This window comes from Halomonas stenophila, from assembly GCF_014192275.1.
Lineage (GTDB): Bacteria > Pseudomonadota > Gammaproteobacteria > Pseudomonadales > Halomonadaceae > Halomonas > Halomonas stenophila.
The window spans coordinates 53,476-73,557 of sequence record NZ_JACHXR010000008.1; the positions used below are offsets into that span (position 1 = coordinate 53,476).

The 20,082-nt window shown below is 66.2% G+C and carries 16 protein-coding genes and 1 other annotated feature; of the genes, 10 read left to right on the forward strand and 6 right to left on the reverse strand.

All coding sequences use genetic code 11. The annotated features are described in order from the left end of the window. Positions 1–32 precede the first annotated feature (32 nt). Complete coding sequence (locus FHR97_RS13705; protein ID WP_246404011.1) at positions 33–1,574, reverse strand: phospholipase D family protein; 1,542 nt, start codon at positions 1,572–1,574, stop codon at positions 33–35. Positions 1,575–1,596: 22 nt separating this feature from the next. Further along, entirely contained in the window at positions 1,597–1,824 is a 228-nt protein-coding gene (locus FHR97_RS13710; RefSeq protein ID WP_183384377.1) for a hypothetical protein, read from the reverse strand. A 120-nt stretch (positions 1,825–1,944) separates the two neighbouring features. Between FHR97_RS13710 and FHR97_RS13715 the strand changes: the two genes are divergently transcribed. Further along, entirely contained in the window at positions 1,945–2,745 is an 801-nt protein-coding gene (locus FHR97_RS13715; protein ID WP_183384378.1) for a TlpA disulfide reductase family protein, read from the forward strand. Between the two features lie 364 nt (positions 2,746–3,109). Then, positions 3,110–6,043 carry an RNA polymerase-associated protein RapA gene (gene rapA / locus FHR97_RS13720; protein ID WP_183384379.1) on the forward strand — a complete coding sequence of 978 codons (2,934 nt, stop codon included), beginning with the start codon at positions 3,110–3,112 and terminating at the stop codon, positions 6,041–6,043. Positions 6,044–6,215: 172 nt separating this feature from the next. On the opposite strand, the gene FHR97_RS13725 is transcribed toward rapA, so the two are convergent. Then, positions 6,216–7,121 carry a TIGR01777 family oxidoreductase gene (locus FHR97_RS13725; protein ID WP_183384380.1) on the reverse strand — a complete coding sequence of 302 codons (906 nt, stop codon included), beginning with the start codon at positions 7,119–7,121 and terminating at the stop codon, positions 6,216–6,218. An 89-nt stretch (positions 7,122–7,210) separates the two neighbouring features. On the opposite strand from FHR97_RS13725, the gene FHR97_RS13730 reads away from it, so the two are divergent. The 7 genes from FHR97_RS13730 to fabB all read left to right on the forward strand — a co-directional run bounded on the left by FHR97_RS13730 (position 7,211) and on the right by fabB (position 14,601). Continuing rightward, a complete protein-coding gene (locus FHR97_RS13730) occupies positions 7,211–8,263 on the forward strand; it encodes an NAD(P)/FAD-dependent oxidoreductase (RefSeq protein WP_183384381.1) in 1,053 nt (350 codons plus the stop codon). Between the two features lies 1 nt (position 8,264). Continuing rightward, entirely contained in the window at positions 8,265–8,639 is a 375-nt protein-coding gene (locus tag FHR97_RS13735) for a sirohydrochlorin chelatase (RefSeq protein ID WP_183384382.1), read from the forward strand. Positions 8,640–8,738: 99 nt separating this feature from the next. Then, entirely contained in the window at positions 8,739–9,653 is a 915-nt protein-coding gene (locus FHR97_RS13740; RefSeq protein ID WP_183384383.1) for a MerR family transcriptional regulator, read from the forward strand. 13 nt (positions 9,654–9,666) lie between these two features. After that, positions 9,667–11,085: a deoxyribodipyrimidine photo-lyase gene (phrB, locus tag FHR97_RS13745; RefSeq protein WP_183384384.1), complete on the forward strand. Its 1,419-nt coding sequence runs from the start codon at positions 9,667–9,669 to the stop codon at positions 11,083–11,085. Positions 11,086–11,227: 142 nt separating this feature from the next. Then, positions 11,228–12,453, forward strand: a protein-coding gene (locus tag FHR97_RS13750; protein ID WP_183384385.1) for an IS3 family transposase whose coding sequence is annotated in 2 segments (ribosomal slippage) — positions 11,228–11,513 and positions 11,513–12,453 — 1,227 coding nt in all. Because the reading frame shifts where the segments join, the coding sequence is not laid out codon by codon here. Continuing rightward, positions 11,506–11,622 (forward strand) — a sequence feature (AL1L pseudoknot). It overlaps the preceding gene by 117 nt. Before the next feature lie 401 nt (positions 12,454–12,854). After that, complete coding sequence (gene fabA / locus FHR97_RS13755; RefSeq protein ID WP_183384386.1) at positions 12,855–13,370, forward strand: 3-hydroxyacyl-[acyl-carrier-protein] dehydratase FabA; 516 nt, start codon at positions 12,855–12,857, stop codon at positions 13,368–13,370. Between the two features lie 13 nt (positions 13,371–13,383). Beyond that, positions 13,384–14,601: a beta-ketoacyl-ACP synthase I gene (gene fabB, locus FHR97_RS13760; RefSeq protein WP_183384387.1), complete on the forward strand. Its 1,218-nt coding sequence runs from the start codon at positions 13,384–13,386 to the stop codon at positions 14,599–14,601. A 78-nt stretch (positions 14,602–14,679) separates the two neighbouring features. Here the strand turns inward: fabB and FHR97_RS13765 are convergent, their stop codons facing one another. Continuing rightward, entirely contained in the window at positions 14,680–15,438 is a 759-nt protein-coding gene (locus tag FHR97_RS13765; protein WP_183384388.1) for a lysophospholipid acyltransferase family protein, read from the reverse strand. Continuing rightward, entirely contained in the window at positions 15,435–16,328 is an 894-nt protein-coding gene (locus FHR97_RS13770) for a sugar nucleotide-binding protein (protein ID WP_183384389.1), read from the reverse strand. Before FHR97_RS13770 ends, FHR97_RS13765 begins: the two co-directional genes overlap by 4 nt. Before the next feature lie 1,037 nt (positions 16,329–17,365). On the opposite strand from FHR97_RS13770, the gene FHR97_RS13775 reads away from it, so the two are divergent. Then, entirely contained in the window at positions 17,366–19,114 is a 1,749-nt protein-coding gene (locus FHR97_RS13775; protein WP_183384390.1) for a ThiF family adenylyltransferase, read from the forward strand. Positions 19,115–19,165: 51 nt separating this feature from the next. On the opposite strand, the gene FHR97_RS13780 is transcribed toward FHR97_RS13775, so the two are convergent. Then, the gene (locus tag FHR97_RS13780) at positions 19,166–19,798 is read right to left on the reverse strand and encodes a recombinase family protein (RefSeq protein WP_221187802.1); all 633 of its coding nucleotides are present in this window, start codon (positions 19,796–19,798) and stop codon (positions 19,166–19,168) included. Between the last annotated feature and the right edge of the window lie 284 nt (positions 19,799–20,082).

The following is a 20,082-nucleotide window of genomic DNA, read 5'->3' on the forward strand; positions in this document are numbered from 1 at the left end:
CCGTCGGCTTGACCGGGATCAAGCCGACGGCACTAGAGCCAGATCTCGAGGCCCAGCAGGCGACTCAACCAGGAGCCCAGCCGCTGCTTCAGGGAGCCCGGCTCCCGGTCGAGGCGCACCAGCCGGTCGTCGAGCTCGGTGAGCCAGTAGAGGCGCCCCTCGCCGTCGAGGCCGGGCAGGTAGCTCAGCGACGGGGTCATGCCCGCCTCGGCGAACTCGAGGAACTCGGCCACCAGGGACTCGCTCTCGACCAGCACCCCGATCTCGGTGTTCCAGATGACCGAGCGCGGGTCGGCGTTGAAGGAACCGATGAACACCAGGTCGTCGTCGAAGCTCACCGCCTTGCTGTGCAGCGAGGAGAGCGAGGTGCCGGGGATGCCGATCTCGGCTTCCTCGCCGTGCTGCTGGCGGCCACGCAGCTCGTGCAGCCGCACGCCGCTCTCCAGCAGCGCCCGGCGACGCCCGGCATAGGCGCCGTGGACCAGGGACAGGTCGGTGGCCTCCAGGGAGTTGGTGATCACCTCGACCCGGATGCCCGACTCGGCCAGCCGCGTCAGCAGCGCCGTTCCCCGTTCGGCGGGAACGAAGTAGGACGAGACGATCACCAGCCGCGACTCCAGCTCCGGGAGCTGGTCGAGCAGGGCCCCGAACAGGGTCCGCTTCAGCGGCGAGCGCTCACTGCCGGCGATCTTGCCCGGCGGATCCCACAGGGCCTGGCCCGGGGCCCAGTGCAGGTCGCGGAACAGCTTGTTTTCGGCGGCCGCCCCGTAGCGGGCCCGCAGGGCCACGAAGTAGGGAGAGTCGCTGTCGCGCTGCTCGGCCAGCTGGCGCGCCAGGCTCGTGGCCAGTTCACGCCAGGCCTCGGGCGCGGCGGTGTGGTAGCGCGCGAGGGGCTGGCTGAGGAAGTGGTTCCAGTAGAGGTCGAAGCTCAGCGACAGGGCATCGACCACGTCGCCCACCGCCAGCAGGTCGACATCGGCGAAGTTGCGGGGCTCGCTGGCATTGAAATACTCGTCGTCGAGATTGCGCCCACCGGTGATGGCCACGGCGTTGTCGACGATCCAGGTCTTGTTGTGCATGCGCCGGTGCTGGCGGGCCAGGGCGGGCAGCGACAGCACCACCCGGCTGACCAGGTGCTCGCGGCCGAGGGGCCAGGGGTTGAAGACCCTGACCTGGATGTTCGGGTGGCTGTCCAGCGCCGCCAGCTGGTCGCCCTGCCCCGACGCCGTGAGGTCGTCGAGCAGCAGGCGGACCTCGACGCCGCGCTGGGCGGCGCCGATCATGCGATGCAGCAGGACCTGGACCGTCTGCCCCTCCCCCAGCAGGTAGGTCTGGACGTCCAGGCGCTTGCTGGCTTGCTCGACCAGGTTGGCGCGCAGGGCGAAGGCCTCCTCGGCCTTGGCCAGCAGGGCAAAGCCGCTCAGGCCGGCATGGTCGGCGGCGGCCTGGCGGGCCCACTGGCCCAGCCAGGTGCTGCGGATCTCGGCATCGCGCAACGCCAGCCCGTGCTCCCGGGGCACGGCCGGGCCAACGCAGCCCGCGAGCAGGGCCAGCACCAGCCATCCGGCCAGCAACCATGGGCCCCTCCGGGCGAGCCTAGTCATCGCTGTGCTGTCGCGCCCAGGCCTTGCGCGCCTTGTTGCGCCGGTACAGGCGCACCAGCGCGATCCACAGCGCGGCCACCACCATGGCGGCCAGGGTCCAGCCCTGCCAGGGCCGGGCGGCGTCGCCCATGACGGTTTCCAGACTGATGATGAGGATGAAGCCCAGGGCCTGGCTGGCGATGGCCAGGGCCCGCAGGGTATCGAAGGCCGGTCTTGCCATGATTGCTCCCGCTGGATGACAGCCCCGCCTACCGACAGTAGGCTTGGCGAAACGAACGCATCCAGTGTAACCGGTCCGGCGCCGGCGCCGAACCCGACTCTCGGGAGAGCCCACCACGACATGGACGCCATCGCCCTGGGGCCCGTGCTCCTTCCCCTGCCGCGCCTCTATGCCCTCGCCGTCGCCCTGCTGCTGCTGGCGGCCAGTGCCTTCCTGCTCGGCCTGCCCAGGCGGCGCCACGCCCGCTGGTTCAATGGCCTGGTGATCGCCTGGCTCGCCGGGGCCCGGATCGGTCACGTGGCCACGCACCTGCCCAGCTATCTCGACGCACCGCTGGATGCCCTCAAGCTCTGGCAACCGGGCTTCCATACCCTCTGGGGCCTGCTGGCGGCACTGGCCTGGAGCGCCTGGACGCTACGCCAGCGCCTCGGCGCCATGCTCGGCGCCCTGGGACTGACGCTCGGCGCCTCGCTGCTGTGGCTGGCGCTGGTGACCCTGGCGCCGCTGGGCGGCGGCATGGCCCTGCGCGAGCTCCCCGAGCTGACCCTGGACAACCTCGAGGGCGAACCGGTGGCACTGGCCTCCCTCACCGGCCAGACCGTGGTGATCAACCTCTGGGCGACCTGGTGCCCGCCGTGCCGGCGCGAGATGCCGCTGCTGGCCGAGGCCGACGCCCGGGACGACGTCACCGTGGTGGTGATCAACCAGGGCGAGGACCTGCTGCCGGTGGTGCGCTACCTCGACGACCAGGGGCTCGCCTTCGAGCACGCCCTGCTCGACCCGCGCCAGTCGATGCTGGTGGCGAGTGGCGCCCCGGGGTTGCCCACCACCCTGCTGTTCGATGCCGAGGGTCGCGCCCGCGAACAGCACGTGGGCGAGCTGACCCGGGCGACCCTCGACGCCTGGCTGGGGGAGCGCTGACAGGGCAATCACGGTTGGTTTGTCGGGGGCGCCGGGGACAGGTCGAAGAGGGGGTCCTACGCCATGGGTGAGGAGGATTCCTCCGAACGGGCTGGCCATGGAGGGCCAGCACCGGTCCTGCAAGCGGAGCAGGATGCGAGAGCGCTGCAGGGCGTCGGAAGCGCCCATGGAGGGGTTCACAGCGCCCCCTCGCAGACCTGTCGACGGATCAGCCCCAAGCGACAACCAAACTCCGATAGCCCTGGGAGCGCTGAGAAGAGGCTTAAGCCGCGCCCGGCTTTGCTGTAAGATACCGCGCCCTGCCGCCGCGGGGCCGGGCGCGGCCAGCGGCGCGAGAACCGATCCCAAGCATCCCCGAGGCACCATGAGCGACTTCTCTCCCGGCCAGCGCTGGATCAGCGATGGCGAGGCCGAACTCGGCCTGGGCACCATCCTCAACTGCGACCCCCGCAGCGTCACCGTCCTCTTCGGCGCCAGCCAGGAAACCCGTACCTACAGCAGCCAGCACGCCCCCCTGACCCGGGTCATCTTCGGCAGCGGCGACCGCATCGAGTGCGCCGAGGGCTGGCAGATGACCGTCGACGACAGCAAGGAGGTCGGCGGGCTGATCGTCTACATCGGCGAGAGCGATGCCGGCGAGCTGTGCGAGCTGCCCGAGGCGAAGCTCGCCGACACCATGCAGTTCGACCAGGCCCGCGACCGGCTGCTGACCGGCCAGGTGGACCGCAACGACTGGTTCGACCTGCGCTTCCGCACCCTGCACCACCATCACCGGGTCGAGCAGAACCCGGCGCTGGGCCTGGCCGGTCCGCGCATCGACCTGATCCCGCACCAGCTCTACATCGCCGACGAGGTCGCCCGCCGCCATGCCCCGCGGGTGCTGCTGGCCGACGAGGTGGGCCTGGGCAAGACCATCGAGGCCGGCCTGATCCTGCACCGGCTGCTGCTCACCGGACGCGGCGAACGGGCGCTGATCCTGGTGCCGGCGAGCCTGACCCACCAGTGGCTGGTGGAACTGCTGCGCCGCTTCTCGCTGGAGGTCACCCTGCTCGACGAGCAGCAGAGCCTGGCCCACGGCGGCGGCAACCCCTTCGAGGCCGGTCAGCTGGTGCTGGCGAGCCAGGACTGGCTGTTCGCCAACCCCCATCGCCAGGCCCAGGCCGAGGCCTGTGACTGGGACCTGCTGATCGTCGACGAGGCCCATCACCTGGAGTGGTCGGCCGAGGCGGTCGGCCCCGGCTACGGCTGCGTGGAGCGCCTGGCCGCCACGGCCCCCGGGCTGCTGCTGCTCACGGCGACGCCGGAGCAGATGGGCCAGGAGAGCCACTTCGCCCGGCTGCGCCTGCTCGACCCGGACCGCTACCAGAGCCTCGCCGCCTTCCAGGAGGAGGAGCGCCACTACGTCGAGGTGGCCGCCGCCATCGATGCCCTGGAACGCCTGCCCGGCGAGGCGGCCGACCGCGAGACCGTCGCCGCCGTGATCGACGACCCCGACAGCCTCGCCCTGCTGGACACCCTCGCCGATCCCGAGGGCGCCGCCGGGCAGCACGGCGCGGCCCGGGACCAGCTGCGCGACCAGCTGCTGGACCGCCACGGCACCGGCCGGGTGATGTTCCGCAACAGTCGCCGCCACGTGGGCGGCTTCCCCGAGCGCCGGCTGCAGGTCGCCCGCCTCGAGCTGCCCTCCTCCTACCGCCGGGTGCTGCGCCGCCTGGCGCGGGACGAGGACTACCTGGACGAGCTGCTGATCGAGACCGGCCTCGACCACCCCGAGGTGCTGGTCTACCTGGACACCATGTACCGGGCGCTCCCCGACGATCCCCTGAACACCGAGCCCTGGTGGCAGTTCGACCCGCGGGTGACCTGGTTGCTCGAGCGGCTCACCGAGCTCGGCGACGACAAGGTGCTGGTGATCGCCCACGACCGGGAGACGGCCCTGGGCCTGGCCGAGGGCCTGCGGGTGCTGGGCGGCATGCACGCCCCGGTGTTCCACGAGGGCCTGTCGCTGGTCGAGCGCGACCGCGCCGCGGCGGCCTTCGCCGACGAGGAGGACGGCTGCCAGGTGCTGGTGTGCTCGGAGATCGGCTCGGAGGGCCGCAACTTCCAGTTCTGCCGTCACCTGGTGATGTTCGACCTGCCGCTGCACCCCGACCAGCTGGAGCAGCGCATCGGCCGCCTCGATCGCATCGGCCAGCGCCATGCCATCGAGCTGCACGTGCCGGTGTTCGCGGGCAGCCCCGGCGAGCAGTTGCTGCGCTGGTACCACGAGGGCATGGAGGCCTTCAGCGCGCCCCACGGCCTGGGCAGCGAGATCTTCGAGGCCTTCGGCGATGCCCTGGCCGACGCCCTGCTCGACGACGAGAGCCTCGACGAGGTGATCGGCGAGACCCGCGAGCTGTTCGACAGCCGACTGGCGGAACGCGACGCCGGCCGCAACCGCCTGCTGGAGCTCAACGCCTGCCGCACGGAGCGCGCCGAGGCGACCATCGCCGCGGTCCGCGAGCTGGATGCCGACAGGGCGCTGACCCGCTACCTGGACCAGGCCCTGGACATCTTCGGCGTCGACAGCCAGGATCTCGGCGGCGGCATTCAGCACCTGCAGCCGAGCCCGCAGATGCTCGACGGCCTGCCGGGGCTGGTGAAGGGCGAGGAGGGCTTCTCGGCCACCCTCTCCCGGGAGCGTGCCCTGGCCCGGGACGACGTCCAGCGGCTGTCCTGGGAGCACCCCCTGACCCGGGAGATGATGGGACGCATCCTCGACGGCACCATGGGCAACACCGCCCTGGCCCTGCTCAGGCATCCCTCGATCCCCGGCGGCCGGCTGATGGCCGAGCTGGTCTTCCGCACCCACTGCCCGGCGCCGAAGCGCCTGCACCTCAATCGCTTCCTGCCGCCCACCGCGGTGCGGGTGCTGCTCGACGAGTCCGGCGCCAACCTGACCGCCAAGGTCTCCTTCACCGGCCTGTCGAAGAACCTGCAAAAGGTCAAGAAGGCGGTGGCCCGGGACCTGATCAAGAGCCGCCACGACCAGCTCCGCGAGTTGCTCGACCGGGCCGAGGCGGAGGCCGAGCGCGAGCTGCCGAGCATCGTCGAGGCCGCCCAGGCACGCATGCGCGACGAGCTCGACGCCGAGCTGACCCGCCTGGAGGCCCTGGCCAGGCGCAACCCGGCGGTGCGCGAGGACGAGCTGACCGCGCTGCGCGAGGAACGCGCCGCCCTGGATGCGGCCATCGAGGGCACGCGGCTGCGCCTCGACGCCGTGCGGGTCATCGTCACCGTGGACGAGACCACCCGGTAGCCCTAGCAATCTCGTCCAGTAAAGTTCGCTTTGCACGCCACTTGGGGCTGAACCGGCGACAGGTCTGCGAGGGGGCGCTGTGAACCCCTCCCTGGGCGCTTCCGACGCCATCCATGGCGTAGGACCCCCTCTTCGACCTGTCCCCGGCGCCCCTGGGAAAGATGTGGGTCCATCAGCCCAGGATATCGTCCAGCGCCTCGTCCAGGGTCGGGAAGCGGAACACGAAACCGGCCTCCTCGAGCCGCCGGGGGCGCATGTCCGCCCCGGTCAACAGCAGCCGCGACATCTCGCCGAAGGCGCTCTCCAGTACCAGGGCCGGCACCGGCAGCATCGCCGGCCGGTGCAGGTGGCGAGCCAGGCTGCGGGTGAACTCGGCGTTGGTCACCGGATTCGGCGCGCTGCCGTTGAAGGGGCCGTCCAGGTCGTCCCGCTCGATCAGGAAGAGGATCATGCTGACCAGGTCCTGGCGATGCACCCAGGGCATGTACTGGCGACCGTGGCCGAAGCGTCCCCCCAGGCCCAGCTTGAAGGGCGGCAGCATCTTCTGCAGGGTGCCGCCGCCGGCATCCAGCACCAGCCCGAGACGCAGTATCGCCAGCCGGGTACCGAAGGTCGTGACCTCGCCGGCCACCTCTTCCCAGCGCGCACACAGCCGGTGGGCGAACTCGTCGTGGGGCGGCGTGTCCTCGGTGACCAGGCGCTCGCCCTGGTCGCCGTAGAAGCCCATCGCGGAGGCCGAGACCATCACCGACGGCGCCCGCCCCCGGGTGGCCGTGAGCTGCTCGCAGAGCATCGCCAGATCGCGGGTGATGTTGACCCGCGAATCGATCAGCCGCTCCTTCTGGGCATCGCTCCAGCGCCGGGCGGCGATGGACTCGCCGGCCAGGTTGACCAGGGCATCGGGGGGCGTATCGACGAAGTCGAGCACCGAGCGGCGGATGTCCGTGCCTGCCGGCAGGCGATCGCGGACCCCGTCCGGATCGCGGGACACCACCAACAGGCGGTGGCCGGCTTCCTCGAGTCGCCGGCACAGCGCCTGCCCGACGAACCCACTGCCTCCGGTGATCAATACACGCATTCGACGCCTCCCCTGCATCTTCGTGTTATACAGCTGTTGTACACGTCTGCTAGTCTAGCGGTAAATCCCGATTACTGCATGAGACTGCCATGATACCGCACCCCGACTCCACCGCCGTCATCGGTGCCGGCATCGCCGGCCTGGCCTGCGCCCGGGCGCTCGCCGACGCCGGTCGTCCGGTGGCGGTCTTCGACAAGGGCCGCGGCCCGGGCGGCCGGATGTCCAGCCGCCACCTGACCGGCGCGGTGGTCGAGCTGGGCGCTCAGTACTTCAGCGTGAGCGACGCGACCTTCCGCGAGCGGGTGGCGGGCTGGCAGCGGGCCGGCGTGGTGGCGCCCTGGCCGGCGGCCGTCTGGCGACTGGCGGCCGGCGATGCCGCCCGGCGAGTCGACGATCGGCCCCGCTTCACCGGAGCCCCCCGCATGAGCGCCCTGCTGCGCCATCTGGCCGACGACCTGCCCCTGCACACCGCGACCCGGATCGTCGCTCTGGAGAACGCCGCCGATGGCTGGCGCCTGGTCAGCGAGGCGGGGACCCGACACGGCCCCTTCCGGGCGGTCGCGCTGGCCCTGCCCACGCCCCAGGCGGAGGCCCTGGTCGCCCCCCATGACGCCGCCCTGGCCGAGGCCTGTCGCGGCATTCCCCAGCGGGCCTGCTGGGCCGGATGGGCCCAGTTCGATGCCCCCCTGCCGGCGCTGCCGGGGCTCGCGGCCGACTGGCAGGCGCTGGAGCCGGCCGAGGGCCCGCTGCGGCTGGTCACCCGCAACCAGACCAAGCCGGGCCGCGAGACCCAGGGCGAGAGCCTCACCCTGCTGGCCCGCCTGGCCTGGAGCGAGCAACACCTGGAGGAGGACGCCGGCAGCGTGACCGCGCGGCTGCTCGATGCCCTGCAGGCGGCCCTGCCCGAAGGCATCACCCTGCCCATGCCGCGCCACAGCGGTGCCCACCGCTGGCGCTTCGCCCAGCCGGCGCCGCCGACCGAACGCGGCGCCCTCGACTTCCGCCTCGGCGAGGGCGGCCTGGCCCTGTGCGGCGACGCCTGGCGCGACGCCCGGGTCGAGGATGCCTGGCTCTCCGGCCATCACCTGGGCCTGGCCCTGACCCGCCGACACCCCACTCCCCACCCGACGGAGACCGCCTGACATGCGCAGCGCCCTGATCCTGCTGGCCCACGGCTCCAGCGACGCCCACTGGCGAGCCCCCTTCGAGAACCTGGCCGCGGCCCTGGCCGACCGGCTGTCTACCCCGCTGCGCCTGGCCTACATGGAGCTCTGCGAGCCGTCGCTGGGGACCACCGTGGCGGAGCTGGAGGCCGCCGGCATCGAGCGGGCCGAGATCCTGCCGCTGTTCTTCGCCGCCGGCCGTCATCTGCGCAAGGATGTCCCCGGCCAGGTGGCCGCCCTGGGCGAGGCCCATCCGGACCTGGCCCTGACGCTGCTGCCGCCGGTGGGCGAACACCCGGCCTTCGTCGAGGCCTTGGCGGCGGTGATCGCCGAGCAGGCGGGGGAAGCGAGCTGACGGGCGCGTTGTACATCGCCGCATTTTTGTACAAAATCGTCCCATCACCGCCCCGGCAGCCACCGGCCACCGCCCCCCACCATCGAGGCAAAGGCGCGCATGAGCGATCAGGCGAACCACCCGACCGATACGCCGCTCTATCCGATTCGCGAAGTCTCCCGCCTGACCGGCGTCAACGCGGTGACCCTGCGCGCCTGGGAGCGCCGTTATGGCCTGATTCGCCCGCGACGCACGCCCAAGGGGCACCGCCTCTATGCCCGGGAGGACATCGAACGGGTCGAGCGGATCCTGCAGTGGCTCAACCGCGGCGTGCCGGTCAGCCAGGTTCGCGAACTGCTCGAGCAACCCGATGCCGTGGAGGCCCCGCCGCCCGCTGCGGGGGACTGGGAAAGCCAGCGACGCCAGCTGATCGCCGCCGCCGAGGCCCTGGACCTGGCCCGCCTCGAGGCGCTGTTCAACCAGGGGCTGTCGCTCTACCCGGTGGCGACCTGCATCGACGAGCTCTGGCAGCCGGTGATCCGCGAACTGGAGGAGAGCTGGGATGACCGGCTCGGCGCCGACCTGCAGCGCCGCGCCCTGGAGGCCTTCCTGCGCACCCGCATCGGCACCCGGCTCTACCATGCCAACCCCCTGGCCGCCGGGCCGCAGTTGCTGATCGTGCCGATGCCCGACGACGCCGGCCCCCTCTGGGGGCTGCTCGCCGCCCTCGCCGCCAGCGACCGGGGCTACCGGGTCCAGCTGCTCGATGCCCCCCTGCCGGTGCAGGAGCTGCCGCTGGCCGTGGAGCGCTTCCACGCCGACGCCCTGCTGCTGGCCAGCGGCAAGGCCGAGAAGGCCGACCTGGTACGCCGCCAGCTGCCCCGGCTGGCCGAGCAGCTCGATGTGCCCCTGACCCTGTGCGGCCCTGTCGCGCGGATCCGCGCGGCCGACCTGGACGGCACCGGGGTGGAGGTCCTCGGCGACGACCTGCCCCGGGCCATGACCCGCCTGCAAGCTCTCACCCAGGCCGCCTGAACGGGAGCGTCCCATGGCCCCCAGCCTGGTCTGGTTCCGCAGCGACCTGCGCATCCACGACAACACCGCCCTGACCGCGGCCGCCCGCCGGGGGCCGGTGGTGGCCGTCTTCCTGCGCAGCACCGCCCAGTGGCGCGCCCATGGTCACGGCGCCAACAAGCTGGACTTCTGGCGACGCGGGGTCGCGGCACTGTCCGAATCGCTGGCGGAGCTCAATATCCCCCTGCTGCACCGGGACGCCGAGACCTTCGCGACGGTCCCCGAGACGCTGCTCGCCGTGGCCCGAGAGGTCGGTGCCGACGCCCTGCACTTCAACCGCGAGTATCCCCTCGACGAGGCCCGTCGCGACGCCCGGGTGATCGAGGCCTTCACTGCCGCCGGCCTCGCCGCCACCGGCCACCATGACGCCGTGGCCTTCGCCCCCGGCGAGCTGCTCACCGGCAAGGGCGACGTCTACGGGGTCTTCACGCCCTTCGCCCGCGCCTGGCACCGCCAGGTCACCGCCGAGCGCCTGGCCCTGCGCGACACCCCCGGTCCCCAGGCGCCCCTGACCATCCGCGCCGAGCCGCTGCCCGAGCTGCCACCGCTGGAGGACACCCCCGTGGACAGCCGCCAGTGGCCCGCCGGCGAGGGACCGGCCGCCGACCGCCTGGAGCGCTTCCTGCGCTTTCGTGGCCGCCACTACGCCGACCAGCGCGACTACCCGGCGATTCGCGGCACCAGCGAGCTGTCGCCCTACCTGGCGCTGGGCATGCTCTCCCACCGCCAGTGCCTGCAGGCGGTGCTCGCCGGGAACGGCGGCGCCCTGGCCGACGGCGATGCCGGCCTGACGGCCTGGGTCGGCGAGCTGATCTGGCGGGAGTTCTACCAGCACGTGGCGGCGGGCTTTCCGCGGGTCTGTCGCCATCGCGCCTTCCAGGCCCACACCGAAGCGCTGCCGTGGCGCGACGACGAGCCGGGCTTCCGCGCCTGGTGCGAGGGGCGCACCGGCTACCCCATCGTCGACGCCGCGATGCGCCAGCTGGTGGCCACCGGCTGGATGCACAACCGCCTGCGCATGGTCACCGCCATGTTCCTCGCCAAGCACCTGCTGATCGACTGGCGGCGCGGCGAGGCCTTCTTCCTGCGCCACCTGGTGGACGGCGAGTTCGCCGCCAACAACGGCGGCTGGCAATGGGCGGCCTCCACCGGCACCGACGCCGCCCCCTACTTCCGGATCTTCAACCCCACCACCCAGTCGCAGCGCTTCGACCCCGAGGGCCGCTTCCTGGCCGAGTGGCTACCCGAGCTGGCCGGGCTGCCGGCCAGGGCCCGCCATGCCCCCGGCCGAGACCTGCTGCCCCGCCTCGACTATCCCGCGCCCATCGTCGAGCACAAGGCGGCCCGGGCCCGGGCGCTGGCGGCCTTCAAGGGCCTGTCCCCCGAGCGCTGAGCCCACGCCATCACCGAGGATCGCCCCATGAGCCGGGCCCCGTCCCTGGAGGCCTTCTGCGCCTTTCACAGAAAGCTATACAAATACCAAACTGAACCGTCCCGGGATTCCCGGAGGCTCCAAACCTTGAGAGGATGGAGCCATGAGCACGTCGAAACGATACTCCCCCGAGGTACGCCAGCGGGCGGTCCGCATGGTCTTTGATCACGAGGCCGACTATCCCTCCCAGTGGGCGGCCATCGGTGCCATTGCCCCCAAGATTGGCTGTACGCCAGAAACCCTGCGGAGCTGGGTCCGACAGGCTGAACGTGATGCGGGTCGCTGTGAAGGCACCACGACGTCAGAGCGTGAGCGGATCAAGGCGCTGGAGCGCGAGAACCGGGAGTTGAAGCAGGCCAACGAGATCCTGCGTAAGGCGTCTGCGTATTTTGCCCAGGCGGAGCTCGACCGCCGCGGCAAGTGATGATCGAGTTCATCGATGATCACAGGGAGACGTACGGGGTCGAGCCGATCTGCCGTGTCCTGCCGATCGCCCCGTCGACGTACTACGAGCAGAAGGCCCGTGAAGCCCAGCCTGACCGCGCTCCGCCCAGAGTCCAGCGCGATCGCTGGCTGTGCGCTGAAATCCAGCGCGTCTGGGATGAGAACTTCGGCGTTTACGGTATCCGCAAGGTCTGGCGCCAATTGCATCGAGAAGCGATCCCCGCCGCTCGCTGCACCGTCGAGCGCCTGATGCGTCGAATGGGGCTGCATGGCGTGGTGAGAGGCAAGCCGGTCCGTACGACTGTGCCAGATCCCAACAAGGCCTCTCCGGCGGACCTGGTGCGGCGGCAGTTTCAACCGACTCAGCCAAACGCGCTGTGGGTGTCGGACTTCACCTATGTCGCGACCTGGCAGGGCTTCGTCTATGTCGCCTATGTCATCGACGCCTTTGCCCGACGGATCATCGGCTGGCGAGTCTCCCGTACACCGCGCACCGACATGGTGCTGGATGCGCTGGAGCAGGCGCTTCATGAGCGCCCTCAGCGATCTGGCAGCGACTTGATCCACCATAGCGATAGGGGCGTTCAATATGTCTCGATTCGATATACGGAGCGCTTGGCGGATGCCGGCATCGAGCTCTCGGTTGGGAGCGTGGGCGATTCGTACGACAACGCGCTGGCCGAGACGGTCATCGGGTTGTTCAAGACCGAAGTAATCCGCCAACGCGGGCCATGGCGACACCTGGAAGCCATTGAGTTCGCTACCCTGGAGTGGGTCGACTGGTTCAATCACCGGCGGCTATTGGAGCCGATCGGCAACATGCCACCGGCTGAGCGAGAGGCCCTGTATTACGAGCAACAGGGTCAGGCCAAGAAGGCGGCCTGACTCAAACCAACGAGTCTCCGAGAAAGCCGGTACGGTTCAAACAAAAATCCATGCAAGATAGGTGCTCAGGACGTGAGGTTCGTCGACTCGCTGCACCGGATAGAGGGGCTGACGGCCCTGGAAGCCTACTGACAAGCCCTATACGAGAACGTGACAGCGTGTCGCTGCGACTTTCACGACCGCCTGCGCCAAGGCGACCATGCCTTCGTCACCTGGACGCTGTACCCGAGGCCCGCCGCCTGGCCGGCCCCGCTGACGGGCCGGGCCGGCTGAGGCCGGCGCTTCCGAGATCCGCCGCCGGCGTGCATTCGCCGGACGCGAACAGTAGACTAGGCAGAGCCGCCAGGGCGGTCGCATGCCGTTTCCCGGCATACCATTATCTCGACACTCGGAACGATTCAGTGACCAAGCAACACTCCTTTGATCGCGAAGCACTGCTGGCATGCAGCCGTGGCGAGCTGTTCGGCCCCGGCAACGCCCAACTGCCGGCACCCAACATGCTGATGCTCGATCGCATCACGCACATCCATGAAGAGGGTGGCGACCACGGCAAGGGCGAACTGATCGCCGAGCTCGACATCCATCCGGACCTGTGGTTCTTCGACTGTCACTTCCCCGGCGACCCGGTGATGCCCGGCTGCCTGGGACTGGATGCCATGTGGCAGCTGGTCGGCTTCTACCTCGGCTGGCTGGGCCACCCCGGCCGCGGCCGCGCCCTGGGATGCGGGGAGGTCAAGTTCACCGGCCAGATCCTGCCCGAGGCCAGGACGGTCACCTATCGTATCAACATCAAGCGCATCATCACCCGGCGCCTGATCCTGGGCATGGCCGACGGCACGGTCTCCGTGGATGGCCGCGAGATCTACCAGGCCAACGACCTGCGCGTTGGCCTGTTCACCTCCACCGCGAATTTCTGAACAGGAGGCTCCCATGCGACGAGTGGTAGTCACCGGCCTGGGCATCGTGTCCTGCCTGGGCAACGACGCAACACAGGTACTCGAGGCACTGCGGAACGGGCGCTCAGGCATTCGCTTCAAGGAAGACTACGCCGAGCGTGGCTTCCGCAGCCAGGTGGCCGGGGTGGTCGACATCGACCTGGAGCCCCTGGTCGATCGCAAGCTGCGTCGCTTCATGGGCGATGCCGCCGCTTATGCCTATGTCTCCATGGCCCAGGCCATCGAGGATGCCGGCCTGTCCCCGGAGCAGGTGTCCAACGAGCGCACCGGCCTGATCGCCGGGTCCGGCGGCGCCTCCAGCGCCAACCAGGTGGAGGCCGCCGACGTGATGCGCGAGAAGGGCCTGCGCCGCGTGGGTCCCTACCGGGTCACCCGCACCATGGGCAGCACCGTCTCCGCCTGCCTGGCCACCCCCTTCCGGATCAAGGGCGTCAACTACTCCATCTCCTCGGCCTGCGCCACCTCGGCCCACTGCATCGGCAGCGCCATGGAGCAGATCCAGATGGGCAAGCAGGACGTGGTCTTCGCCGGCGGCGGCGAGGAGGAGCACTGGACCCTGTCCTGCCTGTTCGATGCCATGGGTGCGCTGTCGACCCAGTACAACAAGAGCCCCGAGAAGGCCTCACGCCCCTATGACCAGGCCCGCGACGGCTTCGTCATCGCCGGCGGCGGGGGCATGCTGGTGCTCGAGGAACTGGAGCACGCCAAGGCCCGCGGCGCCAGGATCTATGCCGAGCTGGTCGGCTATGGCGCCACCTCCGACGGCTACGACATGGTCGCCCCGTCCGGCGAGGGGGCGGTGCGCTGCATGCGCCAGGCGCTGGCCACGGTCGACGGCGACATCGACTACATCAACACCCATGGCACCTCCACCCCGGTGGGCGATGTGGCCGAGCTGAAGGCGGTCCGCGAGGTCTTCGGCAACACCACGCCGGCCATGAGCTCGACCAAGTCGCTGACCGGCCACTCCCTGGGCGCGACCGGCGTGCAGGAGACCATCTACTCGCTGCTGATGATGGAGCACGACTTCATCGCCGCCTCGGCCAACGTGGAGCAGCTGGATGAGCAGGCCGACGGCTTCGACATCGTCACCGAGCGCCGCGACGCGGCCCGGGTCGAGCGAGTGCTGTCCAACAGCTTCGGCTTCGGCGGCACCAACGCCTGCCTGGTCCTGCAGAAGTACCGCGGCTGACGACGATGCATCGCCGTGCAACGCGAGGAGGCGCCCCCGGGGGCGCCTCCTCGCGTTTCGGGCCTGTCGGTCCCCGACTCAGCCGCTGACGGTCTCGCGGCCGACGGGCGCCTGGCGAGGCCGCGGGACCTCGGAGATCTCGTCGAGCCGGGCCTCGATCCAGGCCTCGGTCTCGGCCAGCACCTCCTCGGCACTGCGGCCGACCGTCTCGATGGGCTCGCCGACCACCAGCGTCAACCGCCCGGGATGCTTGACCCAATGACGCCCGGGCCAGCGCTCACCGGCATTGTGGGCCACCGGCACCACCGGCATGCCGGCCCGGCAGGCGATCACCGCGCCGCTCTTGTTGTAGCGACGCCGCGCGCCCGGCGCCACGCGCGTGCCCTCGGGGAAGATCAGCACCGAGAGGCCCTCCTCCAGCCGGCGCTTGCCCTGGGTCAGCACCTGCTTCATCGCCCGGGCCGGCCGGGAGCGGTCGAGGGCGATGGGGTGCAGCAGGCGCAGCCCCCAGCCGAAGATCGGGATGTTGAGCAGCTCCTTCTTGAGCACCGTGCACACCGGCGGCTTGAGCAGTTGCAGGTAGACGGTCTCCCACTCGCACTGGTGGTTCGACAGGATCACGCAGGGCCCCTCGGGGAGCCGCTCGCGACCGCGGATGTCGTAGCGCACGCCACACACCAGGCCGAACCAGGCGATGATGAAGTGGTTGTACAGGTTGAGCAGCCGGTAGCGGGACTTCAGCGGCAGGAAGGGCGACGGCGGCAGGAACAGCAGGCCGCACACCAGCATGGCCAGGACGTAGCCGATATAGAAGATGACGCTGCGGATCGGGTTCATGCCTGGTCCACCTCCTTGCTCGCCGCGGGGTCGTCGTCCCGGGCCAGGCACCAGGCATCCAGCATGCGGCCGACCTCGAGCCGCCAGGGCTTCTGGTGCACCCCGAAGACGTTCAGCACCCGCCGGCAGTTGAGCACCCGGCGCAACGGCTGGTCATGGTGGTGGCTGAGCGCCTTGACCCCGCCCAGGGCGACCGTCTCGCCGCGGCCCTCGAGCCGCGTGGCCAGTTGGGTGCGCACCATGGACACGAAGGTATAGGCACTGACCGGCTCGGTACCGGCCAGGTGATAGCTGCCCCAGGCCTCGGCACCGCAGTGCTGCTGCTGCAGCATGCCGATCAGCGCCATGGCCACCGCATCGGCGGAGGTCGGGCAGAAGATCACGTCGGATTCCGCCCGCAGGTCGTCGCCCGCCACCAGGGTGTCGAGCAGCTCGCCCAGCCAGGCATGGCCGCCCTCGAGGGCGAACAGCGGCCCCAGGCGCACGATGAGATGACGAGGCAGCTCGGCCCGGATCCGGTCGCCGGCGGCCACCAGCCGCCGCAGCCCCTCGTCCCGAGGCTCGGGAATCACGTGCTCGTCGATGGGGCTCTCGAAGCCATCCTCGTAGAGCTGGTCCGAGACGCACCAGGTCAGCGGGACGTCCCGCGACCGGCAGGCCGCCATGCAGGCCATGACGGCCTCGGCATGGGCCGTCACGGACGCCGGGTCGGCGGTCAGCGGGCGCGACAGCGGCGGGATCACCAGGGCATCCGGACGCACCTCGTCGAGGCGCTCCGGGGTCAGCGCCAGCCGGGGCTCGATGATCAGCTCCACGTCACTGCGGCGATTGGCCTCTCGGGCCAGCGCCAGGCTCAGGCAATGCCCGGCATCCAGGATCAACAGCTTCACGGCGACTCCTAACGGCTAGCCGAGGACAGGCTCGATCAAAATGGGAACGTCAACTTATCTGGATCTGTACAAAAGGCTCGCCACTGTTTCCCTAATAACAACAATGACATAAAGCACCTCACTAGTCAATAACCAACAGAAAGTGTGCAAAAATCAATCAAAACCATGTTCTTGGGACCATTTTGAACACTTTCTCACAGCGGGAATTTAATCCTTATATATCAACAGGATAACCCAGCCCAGAGGCGGTGTACACCGCAAGGATTACAACCTGACCTTGACATGAAAAGCATGATCATCAGGGCAGGGGGGTAATAGCCCACTGCATTGCCTTGTTCTATGCCTACTGCCCGCCGCCTCCTGAGCCACTTGAGGTCCTTCGTACAAGCGTCGACGAGTATATCATTCACATCGCAGAGCACACGTGCCGGTCACTATGGCTCCCATCGCCGCCAGACCAGATGCATGCAACATCGATTAATAAGATTGAGCACCCCAACCTTCAGCCCTAGACGTGCCTATGATCATGCATGGTGGCTTACCACTGGATCGCAGAAAAAAGAATACAGGCCCAAGCAACTACCCACCGGAAGTGGTGTTGGTAACACCCCATGGGCGGGGTCAATGTAGATCTACCAGGAAAGTTGACAGATAACCCAGACATGAGCAGTAGCTGATATTTTGTAGACACTAACACTTCTCATTACGCGGAATCCTAGATGCAAGAAAGTAAAGAGAGTGCGTAACACACTGAAATAACTGGATATACCAACAGGTTCAATCGGATACCTAACACATCATGTAGTGCCGAAGGCCAGAAAAAACACTACATATTGACATTTAAGAATGGCAAGCTAGACTCATTAGGAAGTCCATGATGAGGTAAACTTGATGAGTAGTAGCCAGCATTCCGGATCAGCAAACAGCCCGCGTCCTGATGTCCCCAAAGGTCCACCCAGCGAGACGCCTGGACGTCCCGACCATGTTCCCGGCCCTCCTCCGGCACCTGGTTCGCCTGGGCATCGTGAGGTTGGCTGATGCACTGGTGGGAAAAATGGCCTGGACGGTTGGAAGCCGAAGCTCAGGCCTTTGTTGAATGTGGGATCCCGTATGAGATCGATTCAGAGGCCAAGGAGAAAGGCCTCTTGATCATTCAAGCCACTTTTCAGTGGGAAAAAGAAGAAATCCCTCTGACTATCTGCTTCCCCGATAATTACCCGTACTTTCCACCAAAGGTTACAGCACCAAAGTGCAACCTAAGACACCAAGAACCTCGTGAAGGTGGTCTCTGCCTGCTAGCTCAAGAACAAGATACTTGGGATACCAACGATACAATTGCAGAGGTAATCTCAAGGCAGCTCCCTGATATATTACGAATCAATGAAGGTGACCCTAAGGCAAAACACAGAGAGGAGCAGACTGGCATCCCTATCGGGGCCTACATGAACTACGAAATTAACAGCCACCTATTGCTTCCCGAACTCCCTGAAAACATATCTCGAGGCAAAGGCACCCTTGACCTCAGGTTGTCCAATATGCATCCATTGAGGGGCATCGCATGTAGCGCAAACGATGAAACCACAAACCGCAAAATTGGAATCAGCGCAGTTGTCCAACAGAACACTGGAATATACTGCAATACGAAAGTTACTGGATATTGGGCATATCTAAGCTCACCCCCTTCTTCATTAGATGCAAAGACAATTATCAAAGAAGCCGAAAAAGACTTGGGCCACCCACTCCCAAGAAACATGCACAAATTCAAAGAGTATAGAAAAGGTCAAAAGCACCCATTAGAGTATAGGTTAGATATTTACGCATTCGCGTATCATGATGAGCTAGAGCATGAAAAGAGCATCCCCACTTGGATTGTCGTAGCCAGGCGGAGCGTGAAAGGCACTGCAAGAACTGATGCACAGCTTATAAGATCACATACAGAAAGCCGACAGGAGGTTTTCAAGAGAATTCCCGAAGCACGTCCGCTAGAGGCCGCCACTGTCACTTGTATTGGGCTAGGTAGCATCGGATCGCCTATAGCCATTGAGTTGGCAAAAGCAGGTGTCGGCAAAATCCACCTCGTTGATAGTGACATTGTAGAACCAGGGAATAGCGTCCGATGGGCAAGTGGCTTCGGTGCAGCGGGACATCACAAGAGCTTACATATAGCTCAGTCGATAAAAATCAATCACCCCTACACACAAGTAGGTGAGCACATTCCCATTCGCATTGGGAGCACAGGCTACTTAGCTGCTAAAAATGGACAAAAAGCTTCCCATGATGAAATTCTACACAGAGCTATATCAGACAGTGATTTGATCATTGACTCAAGTGCATCTACGGGCGTTCACCACTATCTGTCGAGCTTATCAAGAGATTATAGAATTCCTCACATCATCGTATCTTCTACGCATGGAGCATGGGGAGGAAGAGTTGCCAGACTGACACCTGGAGAGACGGGCTGCTGGAGCTGCTTACTACATTATGAGAATGATGGAAGTATCCCGACACCTAGTGACAGGGTGGATGATGAGGCCGTGCAACCTCATGGATGCCTCGATCCAACCTTTACAGGCACATCCTTTGACTTGATGTCTATTTCCATGATGGCGACCAGGCTAGCCGTTGCTACTTTGTGTCGCGGCAGCAATAACGGCTATCCAGACTATGCTTGGGATTATAGTGCAATTTCCTTCCGCGCTGAAGATGCCAGCTTGTGCACACCATCGTGGAAGACTTCACGTATTAAACAACATCCAAGGTGTGCGTCATGTCAGCTAGAGAAATAGCCTCAAATGGGAAAACTGGAAACACACTAACAAGATTCAGTCTAGAAACAACTAACTGTTTTCAGTTGAAGCCAACACTCTTTGTACAGTACTAGGAGAACACCCAGCCAGCTCAGCCGTCTTGCGTATGCTAAACCCTTTAGCTCGAATCTCTTCCACTTTCATATGCAGTGTGTTATTAGCAGGCCTTCCCTTGTAAACCCCACGAGCCTTGGCATTCTCAATGCCCTCTGCTTGCCTCCTCCTACGATCTTCATAATCTTTCCTAGCCACCGCCGCCAGCATATCTAGCAACATATCATTCACAGCATCAAGCATTCTAGCAGTGAATGATTCACCATCTGTGGCCCGCATCGCTGCATGGCTCGTTGGTAAGTCCAAGGCTACAATGCGGACACCAGCCTTCTGGATAGCCACTTTGAGCGACTCCCAATCAGCGCGAGCCAACCGGGTCAATCGATCCACCTGCTCTATTAGCAGCACATCTCCTGGACCTGAGTCTGCTAGTAGCCTGAGTAGTTCAGAACGATCCGCTTGAGCACCACTTGCATTTTCAGTGTACCAAGCAGCGACTCTGGCACCATGCTCGTCGGCAAATCGCTTGAGCACTTGTCGAGCGCGATTCGCATCTTGGTCATCTGTAGAAGCTCGAAGATATCCTCGGACAAAAATCTGTGGGGACATGAGTGACACACCTCCTTGTACCGTTTTGGTTGTATTTTTATTTATTGTACCTCTTTGGGTATAAAAAGCCAACTTATCAGTACAAAAGCGATGCGGAAAAGACCGCACTCATTTAGGTATACCGAAATAGGTACAGAAGACAGAAGCCCTATCTCTTAAAATGGATGACAAATTAATTTTCAAAATAATATAACCACAGACAAAGGAAGAAATTATCCGTCATCTAGGTTGACATTTGAACAACTACAACCATAATTATGGCACCAAGAATCGGAGAAGCCTTA